Origin of the sequence: Azospirillum cavernae (genome assembly GCF_003590795.1) — a bacterium.
GTDB lineage: Bacteria > Pseudomonadota > Alphaproteobacteria > Azospirillales > Azospirillaceae > Azospirillum > Azospirillum cavernae.
Genome location: NZ_QYUL01000001.1, coordinates 2,001,423 through 2,013,597, shown reverse-complemented (window position 1 = coordinate 2,013,597; position 12,175 = coordinate 2,001,423). Strand labels below are relative to the sequence as shown.

Below are 12,175 nucleotides of genomic sequence, written 5' to 3'. Positions count from 1 at the left end.
CCCGGTCAACCCGTCATGCGCGCGTCAATCCAGGGAAAAGATCTTCGCCCCGGTTCCGCTGTCCAGCAGCACGGTGGCGAACAGGGTCAGGATCGGCACCAGAAACATCAGGCCGATCACGCAGCGGATGACGATGTCCTTGCGGCGAACGGAGCGGCAGAGGGGGCAATCCTTGGGGCCATGCCCGTAATCGGCGCCGCAATGGGGGCAGGCGGTGGTGTCGCTCATGATGAACCGGGCTTTCGGCGGGCGGGCAAGCGCCGCGATGGCGTCAAACGGACGCCCATTGTGGAACATCAGACCCGTCAACGGTCATGAAATCCCTGTCATCCGTGGCTTGCCGTCGCCGTTCAGGCGGCCTGCGCCATCGGGGTGATTCCCGCCACCATCCGCTCGAACTGTTCAACAAAGCGCTTCTGGTCATGGTCGTGGATCGAGAAGGTGATGTGCAGGCGGCCATTGGGGTTGACCGAGCGAATGGTCGCCGGAACCGCCACATCGATGCCGCTCAAGCTGAGGCGCGTCGATTGACCGACGGACAAACCGGCGATGGCCTCGGCGGGCAGGCCGCTGATTTGCGCGCCGCCTTCCGACGCGTTGTCGATGGTGACGGCAAGATCACGCCCGCCAATCTGCACGCGGCCCGGACGGTTGATCGGGTAGCGGGCGAACTGACGCCGGTTGACCTCCGGCGTGGCGGTGCGGATCGCCTGGATCAGCACGCGGCGCAGTTGGTCGATGCTGGCCGCCACGGCGCCCGACAGGGCGTTGACCTCGGTCGCCCGTTCGCCGGTCGCCGTGGCTTCCGACGACACGTCGGCGATGCGGAACGCCACCTCTTGCGCGGCGTTGGAGGTCTGCACCACGTTGCGGGCGATTTCGCCGGTCGCGGCCTCCTGCTCCTCAATCGCGGCGGCGATGGTGGTGGAGACGGTTTCGACGCCGCGCACTTGATCGGCGATGGCGCGCACCGCCTTCACCGCGTCGGACGTCGTCGCCTGGATGGCGGCGATCTGCGATTCGATTTCGTCGGTCGCCCGCGCCGTTTGCCCGGCCAGCGCCTTCACCTCGCTGGCGACCACGGCGAATCCCTTGCCGGCCTCTCCGGCGCGCGCCGCTTCGATGGTGGCGTTCAGCGCCAACAGGTTGGTTTGCCCGGCGACGTCGTTGATCAGCGTCGTCACCTCGCTGATGCGGGTCACGGCCTCGGACAAGCGTTGGATGGTCGCCTCGGCGTGGGTGGAGGCGTCGACCGCTTGCCCGGTCATCAACGTGGCGGTGTTGATCTGGGTGGCGATTTCGCGGATCGATGCGCTGAGCTGTTCGGACGCGGCGGCGACGGTCTGGGCGTTGCTGAGCGCCTGGGTGGCGGCGGCGGCGACGTTCTGGCTGTTGTCGCTGACCGCGCGGGCCGATTCCGCCATGCGCATGGCGTTGCCCGCCATCTGGCCGGTGTGGGTGGCGACGGTGTCCACCGCGTTGGTCGCCTCGCGCTCCACCGTTTCGGCCATGCGCAGCAAGGCGGCCTCTTTTTCCTGTTCGGCGTTGACGCGGTCCTCGTCCTGGGCGCGGCGCAGCCTTGCGGCTTCCTGGGCGTTGTCCTTGAAGACGCGCAACGCCGACGTCATCGCGCCGATTTCATCCTGGCGCGTGGCCTCGGGGATGGCGACGGCCAGATCGCCTTGGGACAGGGTGCGCATGATCGCCGTCAGCGCGGCGACGGGGCGAACCACCCGGCCCAAGATGCCAAGCACGCCCAGCACCACCACGGCCAGCACCAGGGCCGTCACCACCCACACGGCGGTCATGAACAGGGATTCGCGGCTGGCCGCGTAGACCTCCGTCTCGCTGTTGTAGCGGTTGGTGGCGGTGACGATGGCGTCCACCTCGGCCCGGTGGGCGGCGTAGGCGTCCGACAGCGCCTTGTAAGAGGCGCGGGCCGTCGCCTCATCCTTTTTGGCCAGGGCGGGCAGGAATTTGGTTTCGACCTCCGTCCAGAACCGCATGACCGGGGCGTGCGACGCGACGGTGAGCTGTTTGAGGATGATCGGGTTGAAATCCTCTTTCAGCCAATAGCCGTGACGGTCATCATAATCCTTGCGAAGCTGGGCCAGCCGCTCTTGCCGCTGCTTGACCGTGGACGGATCGTTCAGCGCCAGGGTGGCTTCCAGATAGGCTTCGATGACGTATTCCGGCGGCGGCAGGATGTCGGCGATCAGATCCTTGCCCAGCACGATCCGCTGATAGATCGGACCGCCCACCTTCAACTCCCGGATGGCGAGCATCCCGGTGGCGGCGACCACGATGAAGCCCAGAGTCACCACGACGCCAAACAGATTGGTCAAGGCGGCGATCTTCAGGTTTTTCAGCATGTCGGAGACCCTTCAACGGAGCGACGTCTGAAGGCTTGGATGTCAAATGCGCAGCGGGAAAACAAGCAGAAAGTTACAAAACGGCACCAGAAGAAGGAAATGATGTTTCCCTGTGCAGGCTGCCCATGTTTTGCACAGGGTTTGCTTGTTTTTGATACCAAAGCACCCTGTGACATTTTTAAGTCAGAGCTAAGGTGCCAACCCACCCGACCAAAGCGAGGATCACCAGCATCAGCAAGGCCACCCCCATCACCGCGTTGCTGCGGCGAATCGAGAGGCAATGCGGGCAGGTGGGGGCATCCGCCGCGTGTTTGTTGTCGCAGCGCGGGCAACGGACGGTCGGCTCCGTCATGGCGTCCTCATTGAAAACGTAAATTCAGGCGGGAGGTTAGCACAGGCTGTGCGTCTTCGCACGGCCTGCGCGTCTCCGGTTGTCCGGCCTTGTGGGTTCACGCGCCGCGTGCCAGCGGGGCGAAGCCCGCTGTCAAACGGCGGAATTGATCGGCGAAGCCGGAGCGCTCGCCATCCGTCAAGGTGAAGGTCAAGTGGATTTGGGCGTTCCGATCCCGCGAACGGACCAGGGCCGGAACGGGGTTGTCGACGCCGGGCAGGATCAATTGCGCCGCCATGCCTTCGGTCAGTTTGGCCAGCGTGCTGGGCGGCAGACCGCTGATCTGCGCGCCGCCTTCGGACGCGTTGTCGATGGTGACGGCGACGTCCTGGTGGCCGAGGCGCAGACGGCCCGGGCGGTTCAGCGGATGGCGGCTGAAGCGCCGACGGTTCACTTCGGGCGTGGCGGTGCGGATGGTTTCAATCAGAACATGGCGAAGCTGGTCGATGCTGGCGGCGACGGAATCGGACAGGGTCATCACCGCGCTGGCCCGCGCGCCGGTCGCGGTCGCTTCCGACGACACGTCGGCGATGCGGTTGGCGACCTCCTGGGCGGCTTGGGTGGTCTGGGCGACGTTGCGGGAAATCTCGCTGGTGGCGGTTTCCTGCTGTTGAACGGCGGACGCGATGGTCGAAGACACGCTTTCCACCCCGCGCACCCGTTCGGCGATGGCGCGCACCGCCGCGACCGCTTCGGACGTCGTCGCCTGGATGGTGGCGATGTGCGATTCAATTTCGCCAGTGGCGCGCGCGGTCTGTCCGGCCAACGCCTTCACCTCGCTGGCGACGACGGCGAAGCCTTTTCCCGCTTCGCCGGCCCGTGCCGCTTCGATGGTGGCGTTGAGCGCCAACAGGTTGGTTTGTCCGGCGACCTCGTTGATGAGGGTGGTGACTTCGCCGATGCGGGTGACGGCGTCGGATAGGCGCTGGATGGTGGTTTCCTCGTGGGTCGAGGCGTCCACCGCCTGTCCGGTCATGGCGCTGGCGGCTCCGATCTGGTTGGCGATTTCGCGGATGGAGGCGCTGAGCTGTTCGGACGCGGCGGCGACGGTCTGGGCGTTGCTGAGCGCCTGGGCGGCGGCGGACGCGACGTTCTGGCTGTTGTCGCTGACCGCCTGGGCGGAATCAGCCATTCGGGCGGCGTTTTCGGCCATGTCGCCGGTTTTCTGGGCGACGGCGTCCACAGCGTTTCCGGCTTCGCGTTCCACCGTTTCGGCCATGCGCAGCAGGGCGGCTTGCTTTTCCTGCTCCGCCTGTTCGCGGTTCAGATCCTGGGCGCGGCGGCGGCGATCCTCCTCGGCGTGCTCCTTGAACACGCGCAAGGCCATCGTCATGGCGCCAATCTCGTCCTGGCGGGTGTCGTCGGGCAGAACGACGTCCAAATTTCCCTGCGCCATCGCCCGCATCACCCCGGTCAGGCTGGCCACCGGGCGGATCACCCGCTGGAGAATCCCCAGCACGCCCAGCGCGACCACGACCAGCACCAGGGCCGACGCCGCCCAGACGGCGGTCATGAACAGGGATTCGCGGTCGTTGGCGTCGCGTTCGGTGTCGGCGTTGGCGCGGTTGGCGTTGACGACGATGGAATCAATCACCCCGCGATGGGCGGCGTACGCGTCGGAGAGCGCCTTGTAGGCCGCCCGCGCCGCCGCCGCGTCGCCATTGGCCAGCGCGGGGAGGAACTTGTTCTCGACCTCGCCCCAAAACAGGGTCGCCGGGGCGTGGGAGACGACGGTCAGGCGGTTGCGCAGGGCCGGGTCGATGTCCTGCTTGCTCCAATAATCGCGTCGCTCGTTGTAATCCTTGCGCAATTGCGCCAACCGCTCCCGCCGTTGGCCGACCGAAGCCGGGTCGTTCAGCGCCAGCGTGACTTCCAGATAGGCTTCGATCACATATTCCGGCGGCGGCAGGATGTCGGCGATCAGATCCTTGCCCAGGATGATCCGCTGATACATCGGCCCGCCCACCTTCAACTCACGGATGGCCAGCATCCCGGTGGCGGCGACCGCGACGAAGCCAAGCGCGATGACGACCCCGAACAGGTTGGTCAAGGCGGCGATTTTCAGATTTTTCAGCATGCCGATTGGCCTCCAGCACAACAATTGCGGCGAAAGCTATCAGGAGCGCATTGAAGAAAAATGAAACGATCGGTGCGGGTAAACACTGGAAACAGAAAGGAAGATATTGGGGGGAAAGAGTTTTGCTTATTGCGCGGGCACGGATTGCCTATTTCATAATCACCCACGGCAATCCGTGGCAAGCCACATGAGAGTCTCAGCCATCTCCGACTCGGAGACGTTCAGGCCGCGTGGTTACGCCTCCAGATCATCCCCACCCGTCATCAGGTCGTCATCGTCGGGGTCATGCGCCAGAAGATCGCCTGGCTGGCAGTCGAGCACGGTGCAGATCTTGGCCAGCGTCTCGAACCGCAGACCCTTCACCTTGCCGGTGCGCAGCAGCGACAGGTTGGCTTCGGTGATGCCGATGCGCTGGGCCAAATCCTTGGCCTTCATCTTCCGGCGGTTCAGCATCAGGTCGAGCGTGACACGAATGGGCATAAGTTCAGACGAAACCCGCGTTTTCATCGGCCAGGGCCGCAGCCTCGCCCATCACCCAGGCGATGACCAGCAATACCACGCCCAACAGAACGACGAACAGGTCGCCGGTGCTGACCGACAGGGCGCCGTGCGGCCCGTCCGCCGGGTTGTGGCGCAGGACCGCCAGCGACAGCAGCAGGGAACCGACCGGCTCGCTGACCCCCGACGCCATCAAGGACAGGGAGAAGCGCCGCAACCGCCGGGCCGAGGTTGGGGCGAAGACCATCCCGGCGGCGAAGCCCCGAAACAGCGCCCGCAACTCCCACATCCCCCACAGGCCGGGCAGGGCGGCGACCAGCAGGGCGGCAGCGGCGAGCGCGGAGTCCTCCAACGGCAACGCCCGCACCGGCAGACGCAGCCCGGCCAACCAGGGATGGCTGGCCAGCATCACCTCGGAGAAGGCGACGGCGTAGAGAATGATCCCGGCGGGGGTCAGCAGCAGCAGGGCCGTCATCACGGCGGACAGGCGGCGGCTGACGCGGATGATCCGCGCCTGACGGATCCGACGAAGCTCCTGACTCATGCCGCGACCTCCAAAAAATTACCGCTTGGCAATAACGAATTATCGAATTACAGAAAGATAACGCTCCGGTCAAGGCGCCAGATCGGGGGCGTGCTCCGACATCCCATTGTCCTGTTTCAACCGTTGATGAGGTCGTTTCATGCTCCGCCCCCTTTGCGCGCTGGCTCTTCTGGCGATGACCAGCGCCTGCACCACCGTCTTTCAAATCCCCGTCACCGGCGCGCTGGGCGACAAGACGCCGCTGTCGGGCATCGCCCAGGCGCGGTCGGACTCGGCGCTTGGCCGCTACGCCGTGCAGACGGCGGACAAGAGCCTATCCTGCAACGGCGTTTACGACGCGTCGAGCATTGAGCCGCGCATGATCGTCGCGGTGTCCTGCGACGATGGCCGGTACGGCGTGGTGGACATCCGCCGCTCCCCCGATCTGATGAGCGGATCGGGGACCGGGCGGCTGAACGACAACACCCCGGTGCGCGTCGAATTCAGCCCGCCGCCGAAGGCCAAGGAGTAACCAGCCTTACGCCGTCACCCCTGGCGCGCGCCCGCTGGCGAGGATCGCCTCGCGAGCGGCGCGCGAGGGGGCCAGACGCTGGCGGGCGGCGGCGAGAACCGGGGCGGGGGCCTCTTGCGGGGTTCCCGCCTGAAAGGGTGGGGCGGGCGCGTATTCCAGACACAGTTGGATGGTTTCCGCCTCCGTCTGGCCCAGCAGGGCGGCGATGACCGTCAGGCCGAAGTCGATCCCCGCCGTCACGCCGCCCGCCGTGATGAGCGCGCCGTCCTGAACCACCCGCCCCTCGGTCGGGATGGCGCCGTAGCGGGCGAGGAAATCGACCGCGTTCCAATGGGTCGTGGCGCGTTTGCCGATCAGCAGCCCCGCCGCCCCCAGCACCAGCGCCCCGGTGCAGACGGAGGTGACGAAGCGCGCCCGCGTCGCCTGTTCGCGGACGAAGGCCAACGTCTCGGCATCCTCCAGCAGCGCGTTGATTCCGCCGCCGCCCGGCACGCACAGCACGTCCAGCGGCGGGCAATCGGCGAAGCGGGTGGTCGGCGTCAGGATCAGGCCGGTGGCCGAGCGCAGCGGCGCGCAATCCTTCCACAGCAGATGAACCTCGGCGTCGGGCGCGCTGGCGAACAGTTCGTAAGGACCGGACAGGTCAAGTTGCTGAACGGCGGGGAAGGCGAGAATGCCAAATCGCAGGGTCATGCTGGCGGCTCCGTCATGGATGGTGGGCGGGTTGACGGGGGCAGGATAGCGCGCGATGCTGTGGCGCAATCGCCAATTACCCCACGAATCCCGCCAATGATGGTTCCCGCGCCACCGTTCCGCCGCGTTGAGATTTTGGGCTTTCCCGACGCGCAGCTTCTCGACGTCGCCGGGCCGACGCAGGTCTTCGCCACGGCCAACGATCTGGCGGTCGCGGCGGGGGCGCCGCCGCCCTATGGTTTGGCCGTGGTGGCCGCCGTCCCGCCGGTGTGGACGACCGCCGGGCTGAGCCTGAGCGCCGAGCCGTTGCCGCCGCCGGACCAACCGCTCGACACGCTGATCCTGTCGGGCGGGACCGGAGTCCGCCGGGCCTGCGCCGACGCGGCGCTGGTCGCGTGGGTCGTGGCCCGCGCCGGGGCGGCGCGCCGGGTGGCGTCGGTGTGCAGCGGGGCCTTTCTGCTGGCCCAAGCCGGGCTGTTGGACGGGCGGCGCGCCGTGACCCATTGGCAGCGCTGCGCCGAATTCGCCGCCCGCTTTCCCAAGGTGCGGCTGGATCCCGACCCGATTTTCATCCGCGACGGCGCGGTCTGGACCTCGGCGGGGATCACGGCGGGAATCGATCTGGCCCTGGCGCTGGTCGAGGAGGATTTGGGGCGCAAAACGGCGCTGGCCGTCGCCCGGCAACTGGTGGTCTTCCTGAAGCGTCCCGGCGGACAGGCGCAGTTCAGCGCGACCTTGAGCCTGCAAGAGGGGGCCGCGCCGGAGGATGGCGCCCGTTTCGACCGGCTGCACGCCTGGATCGCCGAAAATCTGCGGGGCGACCTGTCGTTGCCCGCGCTGGCCGAACAGGCGGCGATGAGCGCGCGCAGCTTCTCGCGCCATTACCGGCAGGCCACCGGGCGCACCCCGGCCCGCGCGGTGGAGCAAATCCGCGTCGAGGCCGCCCGGCGGATGCTGGAACAGGGCGCGTCGGTGGCGCAGACGGCGGCGCGCTGCGGCTTTGGCGCTGAGGACACCATGCGCCGCAGCTTCCTGCGTCAGATCGGGGCCAGCCCGCAAGGCTACCGCGAACGGTTTTGAGGGGGCCTATCCCGGCGTCGCGACGTGCAATTCCGCCGCCTGCAAGCGGCGCGGGCTGTGGTCGAGCGGCTCCAACAGGGGCAACTCCGCCCCGTCCGGCGCGGCGTCGAGGTCGCGGAAGCGCCGGGCGCTGACCAGCACGCGCGATTCCAGCGTCCCGACCGCGCCGTTGTAGCAGCCCACGGCTTTGTCGAGCTGCGCCCCCAGCCGTTCCATATGCCCGCCCAGATCGGAGAGCCGCTTGTACAGCTCGCCGCCCAGCGCGCTGATTTCGCGGGCGTTGTCGGCCAACCGCTCTTGCCGCCAGCCATAGGCGACGGCGCGCAGCAGGGCGATCAAGGTGGTCGGCGTCGCCAGGATCACCCGGTGGTCGATGCCCGCCTCGATCAGGGTGGCGTCCTGCTCCAGCGCGGCGGAAAAGAAATTCTCGCCGGGCAGGAACAGCACGACGAATTCCGGGCTGTTGGCGAACTGGTCCCAATAGGCCTTGGTCCCCAACTGCTTCATGTGCTCGCGGACATGGCGGACATGGCGGGTCATCCCCTCGCGCCGCCCGGCCTCGTCCGTCGCCTGCACGCCGTCGAGATAGCCCTCCAACGGGGTTTTGGCGTCCACCACGATGGTTTTGCCGCCGGGCAGGGTGACGGTCAGATCGGGGCGCAAGCGTCCGGCGCCGCTGTCCACGGTGGCTTGCTCGACAAAATCGCAATGGTCGAGCATCCCGGCCATCTCGCAGACCCGGCGCAACTGGATTTCGCCCCAGCGCCCGCGCGCCGCCGGGGTGCGCAGGGCGCGCACCAGATTGCCGGTTTCTGAGCGCAGTTGGGTTTGTGATTCGACCAGCGACAGCACCTGTTGCTTCAGCCCCTCATAGGCCCCGGCGCGGGTCGATTCCAAGTCACGGATTTGCCGGTCCATGCTTTCCAGCGTCTGGCGCACCGGATCGACGATGGCGGCGATGGCGGTTTGCCGTTTGTCCAGATCGCCCCGCGCCTGCTCCTGAAAGCCCGACAGGGTTTCGCGGGCGAGGTCGAGGAAACTGCGGTTGTTGTGGTGCAGGGCCTCCGCCGACAGCGCCTTGAAGCTGTCGGACAGCGCGGCCTGCGCGCGTTCCAGCAGGGCCAGCTTTTCGGCGGCGGCGGCGCGTTCGGCGTCCAGACGGGCGGTCAGCCGGGCGTGCTGCTCGCGCCCCGCCGCCACCTCGCCCGACAGGCGGGCGATCTGGTGGTCGCGCGCCTCGACCTCGTCGCGCAGATCGTCTTCGCCGCGTTCGGCCATGTCCAGCCGGGCGGCCAGTTCGGCGTGCAGGGCGGCGGAGTCGGCCTGGACGCGCCCGGCGGTGGCGCTCAACAGCGCCCACACCAGCCCGCCCCCCACGCACAGCCCAACGCCCAGCCCAAGCGCCAACGACAGCCCATCCACCGCGATCTGCTGCATCACCGTTCCGCTTCGCCTTACGTGTGGTTCAAGGGGTGGTTCAGGGGGTAACTCAGGGGTTGAGTCGGTTGACAGCCTACAGGAACGAATCAAGAATTGGAACGGGTGGAGAACGACCTTGCCACCTTGCCCAAACCAGCCGCCGCGCCATATCGGAAGCCATGCCCGAGCAAACTACGTCCGCGCCAACGCCCCCCGCCGCTTTGCCGTCCGATTCCGCAGCCTGCCCGCCATCCTGCGGCGGGCCGCGCGTCCGCGCCATTCCGCCCGGCGAGGATCGCGAGCGGTTGATGTGCCCGGATTGCGGCTTCATCGCCTATCAGAACCCGTTGATCGTCGTCGGCTCCGTCGTCACCTGGGAGGATGGGCGGATTCTGCTGTGCCGCCGCTCCATCGAACCGCGCCGGGGCTTCTGGACCCTGCCCGCCGGTTACATGGAGGAGCGCGAAAGCACCGCCGAGGGCGCCGCTCGCGAAGCGTGGGAGGAAGCGCGGGCGCGCATCGCCGTCGGTCCCCTGCTGGCGATTTACGACATTCCGCGCATCAGCCAAGTGCAGTTGATCTTCCACGCCCGGCTTTTGTCGGACGACGTGTCCGCCGGGCCGGAAAGCCTGGAGGTCGGCCTGTTCGCCTGGGACGCGATCCCGTGGGATGAACTGGCCTTCCCCACCGTCCATTGGGCCTTGCGCGAGCATGGCGACCGGCAGGGCCGTGTTGACGGCGCCCCGGCGGTCAACCCGACGCCGGAGACTCTGGCGCGGTGGGGACGCGGTGGGGGATGAGCGGGCCGTTCCGACCGTAATCATGGCTCCGCAGCGCGGTTCTCGAAGCTCTTGCGGGACGCTTCGACCGCGTCGAGGTTGTTTTCCGCCCAAATCCACACGCCGCAAAAGGCGGCCCCGAGGCTGAGGCCAAGCTCGGTCAAGGCGTACTCGACCTTTGGCGGGACGACCGGATGGACGGTGCGGATCACCAGCCCGTTGCGTTCCATGTGGCGCAGGGTCTGCGTCAGCATCTTCTGGCTGATGGTCCCGATCCGTCGATTCAACTGGGTGAAGCGCGTCGCGCCCTGTTCCGCCAGCAGTTCGAGAATCAGCATCGTCCATTTGTCGGCCACGCAGCCGATCAGGTCACGCACCAGAGCCTCGACCCGAGGGTCCGTCTCCGCCGGGGGTGTTTGGGCGCTCTGCGCGTGGGCGCGGGCGATGTGTTCGGGGGTGAAGCGGTGGGCGGTGGACATCGCGACCTCTTGGTTTGTCTACGCTCTCTTTTTGGTGAGTATAAATCTTTTCGGTGCCTTCTTTCATCGGGAGAGTGGCGGACGCATTGTCTGGGAAGCATGAAAACCAGTTCGAGGGCAGTCCCATGAAACAGAGCGGAAACACCATTCTCATCACCGGCGGCGCGTCGGGGATCGGCAAGGAGCTGGCGGCGCGCTTTCACGCGCTGGGCAACGCCGTCATCGTCGCCGGTCGTCGCCAATCGGCGTTGGACGCGGTTGTGGCGGAGCATCCCGGCATGGTCGGTTACGCGCTGGATCTGGCGGACAAGGACGCGGTCACGGCCTTTGCCGCCACGGTGACGGCGGCGCATCCGGGTGTGAACATCCTGGTCAACAACGCCGGGATCATGGGGTTTGAGGATTTGGCGCGGTCGGGCGATTCGACCGAGGCGGAGGCCGCCGTCACCACCAACCTGCTTGGCCCGATCCGCCTGACCAACGCGCTGACCGATCATTTGGCCAGTCAGCCGGACGCGGCGATCATCAACGTCACCTCTGGGTTGGCCTTCGTGCCGCTGCTCGCCGCGCCGACCTATTCGGCGACGAAAGCGGCGCTGCATTCCTACACCGTCAGCCTGCGCGAGGTTTTGAAGGGCAAGATCGAGGTGATCGAGCTGGCCCCGCCCGCCGTGCAAACCGGCCTGACGCCGGGCCAATCCACCCGACCCGGCTACATGCCGCTCGACGACTTCATGACGGAGGTCATGGCCTTGTTCGCGCAGACGCCGACGCCGCCCGAAATTTTGGTGGAGCGCGTCCGTTTCCTGCGCTTTGCCGAACGGGAGGGTCGATTCGACGCGACCTTGACGGCGTTGAACGATTTCGCCACGAAGGCCCGCGAAGGGCAATCCTGACGCGCGTCAGGGCGGTGGGGCGAATTGCTCTTTCCGACCGCCCATTGGCCATTGCGTGAGCATGGCCACCGGCGGGGCCGCGCTGACGGTCCTCCGGTGGTCATCCAACGCCGCAAAGGTTGGCGCGTCGAATGGTCGCAGGCTAATTTTAGGTTGATTCTGGAAAAACACTCAATCTCTTTGCGGGATTGTCAAAAATTGTGTGTTGACATCTGAATTGCAAAATCTAAATTTCGCTAAATTACTGTTGAAAGACCATCAAATGCCGAATTCTGAAAACAAAAAGACCCATGCCGCTCCTCTTCTGTTTCAGAAGCGCGTGAGCGTTTCGGGCGGCATTGCCGCTCAGTATGTTGGGACGGACACCGAAATGGATCCGAAGGAATCGTTTGTGAAGCCGATCGTCAGCGCTGCAAGCGCCGGAAAGGCGTGATTG

General features: G+C 66.5%; 14 protein-coding genes. 5 read left to right on the top strand and 9 right to left on the bottom strand.

Features of this window, described 5'->3' with window-relative positions; all coding sequences use genetic code 11:
* Window positions 1-24: 24 nt before the first annotated feature.
* The 6 genes from D3877_RS09235 to D3877_RS09215 form a co-directional block, all read right to left on the bottom strand.
* Window positions 25-309: a hypothetical protein gene (locus D3877_RS09235; protein WP_238474798.1), complete on the bottom strand. Its 285-nt coding sequence runs from the start codon at window positions 307-309 to the stop codon at window positions 25-27.
* 41 nt (window positions 310-350) lie between these two features.
* A complete protein-coding gene (locus D3877_RS09230) occupies window positions 351-2,372 on the bottom strand; it encodes a methyl-accepting chemotaxis protein (RefSeq protein ID WP_119830317.1) in 2,022 nt (673 codons plus the stop codon).
* Window positions 2,373-2,550: 178 nt separating this feature from the next.
* Window positions 2,551-2,724 carry a zinc ribbon domain-containing protein gene (locus D3877_RS30185; RefSeq protein WP_199720731.1) on the bottom strand — a complete coding sequence of 58 codons (174 nt, stop codon included), beginning with the start codon at window positions 2,722-2,724 and terminating at the stop codon, window positions 2,551-2,553.
* A 97-nt stretch (window positions 2,725-2,821) separates the two neighbouring features.
* The gene (locus D3877_RS09225) at window positions 2,822-4,840 is read right to left on the bottom strand and encodes a methyl-accepting chemotaxis protein (protein WP_119830316.1); all 2,019 of its coding nucleotides are present in this window, start codon (window positions 4,838-4,840) and stop codon (window positions 2,822-2,824) included.
* A gap of 234 nt (window positions 4,841-5,074) precedes the next feature.
* Window positions 5,075-5,320 (bottom strand): helix-turn-helix domain-containing protein, encoded by a 246-nt coding sequence (locus D3877_RS09220; protein ID WP_119830315.1) that lies wholly within the window; start codon window positions 5,318-5,320, stop codon window positions 5,075-5,077.
* A 4-nt stretch (window positions 5,321-5,324) separates the two neighbouring features.
* A complete protein-coding gene (locus tag D3877_RS09215) occupies window positions 5,325-5,882 on the bottom strand; it encodes a DUF2975 domain-containing protein (protein ID WP_119830314.1) in 558 nt (185 codons plus the stop codon).
* A 139-nt stretch (window positions 5,883-6,021) separates the two neighbouring features.
* Here D3877_RS09215 and D3877_RS09210 point away from each other — a divergent pair, with 139 nt between their 5' ends.
* Window positions 6,022-6,393 carry a hypothetical protein gene (locus D3877_RS09210; protein WP_119830313.1) on the top strand — a complete coding sequence of 124 codons (372 nt, stop codon included), beginning with the start codon at window positions 6,022-6,024 and terminating at the stop codon, window positions 6,391-6,393.
* Between the two features lie 6 nt (window positions 6,394-6,399).
* On the opposite strand, the gene D3877_RS09205 is transcribed toward D3877_RS09210, so the two are convergent.
* A complete protein-coding gene (locus D3877_RS09205) occupies window positions 6,400-7,086 on the bottom strand; it encodes a DJ-1/PfpI family protein (RefSeq protein WP_119830312.1) in 687 nt (228 codons plus the stop codon).
* A 96-nt stretch (window positions 7,087-7,182) separates the two neighbouring features.
* Between D3877_RS09205 and D3877_RS09200 the strand changes: the two genes are divergently transcribed.
* Entirely contained in the window at window positions 7,183-8,166 is a 984-nt protein-coding gene (locus D3877_RS09200; RefSeq protein ID WP_238474797.1) for a GlxA family transcriptional regulator, read from the top strand.
* Between the two features lie 6 nt (window positions 8,167-8,172).
* On the opposite strand, the gene D3877_RS09195 is transcribed toward D3877_RS09200, so the two are convergent.
* Window positions 8,173-9,603, bottom strand: coding sequence for a DNA recombination protein RmuC (locus D3877_RS09195; RefSeq protein WP_119830310.1), 1,431 nt, complete (start codon window positions 9,601-9,603; stop codon window positions 8,173-8,175).
* A 161-nt stretch (window positions 9,604-9,764) separates the two neighbouring features.
* Here D3877_RS09195 and D3877_RS09190 point away from each other — a divergent pair, with 161 nt between their 5' ends.
* Window positions 9,765-10,385, top strand: coding sequence for an NUDIX hydrolase (locus D3877_RS09190; protein WP_119830309.1), 621 nt, complete (start codon window positions 9,765-9,767; stop codon window positions 10,383-10,385).
* Window positions 10,386-10,405: 20 nt separating this feature from the next.
* On the opposite strand, the gene D3877_RS09185 is transcribed toward D3877_RS09190, so the two are convergent.
* Entirely contained in the window at window positions 10,406-10,843 is a 438-nt protein-coding gene (locus D3877_RS09185; RefSeq protein WP_119830308.1) for a winged helix-turn-helix transcriptional regulator, read from the bottom strand.
* Between the two features lie 125 nt (window positions 10,844-10,968).
* Here D3877_RS09185 and D3877_RS09180 point away from each other — a divergent pair, with 125 nt between their 5' ends.
* Both D3877_RS09180 and D3877_RS29790 read left to right on the top strand, forming a co-directional pair.
* Window positions 10,969-11,739: an SDR family oxidoreductase gene (locus D3877_RS09180; RefSeq protein WP_119830307.1), complete on the top strand. Its 771-nt coding sequence runs from the start codon at window positions 10,969-10,971 to the stop codon at window positions 11,737-11,739.
* A 262-nt stretch (window positions 11,740-12,001) separates the two neighbouring features.
* Window positions 12,002-12,172 carry a hypothetical protein gene (locus tag D3877_RS29790; protein WP_158599829.1) on the top strand — a complete coding sequence of 57 codons (171 nt, stop codon included), beginning with the start codon at window positions 12,002-12,004 and terminating at the stop codon, window positions 12,170-12,172.
* Window positions 12,173-12,175 lie beyond the last annotated feature (3 nt).

Excerpts from the sequence above, each read along its gene's own strand:
- D3877_RS09230 (WP_119830317.1), bottom strand. The coding sequence starts at position 2,372 with ATGCTGAAAAACCTGAAGATCGCCGCCTTGACCAATCTGTTTGGCGTC.
- D3877_RS09205 (WP_119830312.1), bottom strand. The coding sequence starts at position 7,086 with ATGACCCTGCGATTTGGCATTCTCGCCTTCCCCGCCGTTCAGCAACTT.
- D3877_RS09195 (WP_119830310.1), bottom strand. The coding sequence starts at position 9,603 with ATGCAGCAGATCGCGGTGGATGGGCTGTCGTTGGCGCTTGGGCTGGGC.
- D3877_RS09180 (WP_119830307.1), top strand. The coding sequence starts at position 10,969 with ATGAAACAGAGCGGAAACACCATTCTCATCACCGGCGGCGCGTCGGGG.
- D3877_RS09215 (WP_119830314.1), bottom strand. The coding sequence starts at position 5,882 with ATGAGTCAGGAGCTTCGTCGGATCCGTCAGGCGCGGATCATCCGCGTC.
- D3877_RS09210 (WP_119830313.1), top strand. The coding sequence starts at position 6,022 with ATGCTCCGCCCCCTTTGCGCGCTGGCTCTTCTGGCGATGACCAGCGCC.
- D3877_RS09200 (WP_238474797.1), top strand. The coding sequence starts at position 7,183 with ATGATGGTTCCCGCGCCACCGTTCCGCCGCGTTGAGATTTTGGGCTTT.
- D3877_RS09185 (WP_119830308.1), bottom strand. The coding sequence starts at position 10,843 with ATGTCCACCGCCCACCGCTTCACCCCCGAACACATCGCCCGCGCCCAC.
- D3877_RS09220 (WP_119830315.1), bottom strand. The coding sequence starts at position 5,320 with ATGCCCATTCGTGTCACGCTCGACCTGATGCTGAACCGCCGGAAGATG.
- D3877_RS09190 (WP_119830309.1), top strand. The coding sequence starts at position 9,765 with ATGCCCGAGCAAACTACGTCCGCGCCAACGCCCCCCGCCGCTTTGCCG.
- D3877_RS29790 (WP_158599829.1), top strand. The coding sequence starts at position 12,002 with ATGCCGAATTCTGAAAACAAAAAGACCCATGCCGCTCCTCTTCTGTTT.
- D3877_RS09225 (WP_119830316.1), bottom strand. The coding sequence starts at position 4,840 with ATGCTGAAAAATCTGAAAATCGCCGCCTTGACCAACCTGTTCGGGGTC.
- D3877_RS30185 (WP_199720731.1), bottom strand. The coding sequence starts at position 2,724 with ATGACGGAGCCGACCGTCCGTTGCCCGCGCTGCGACAACAAACACGCG.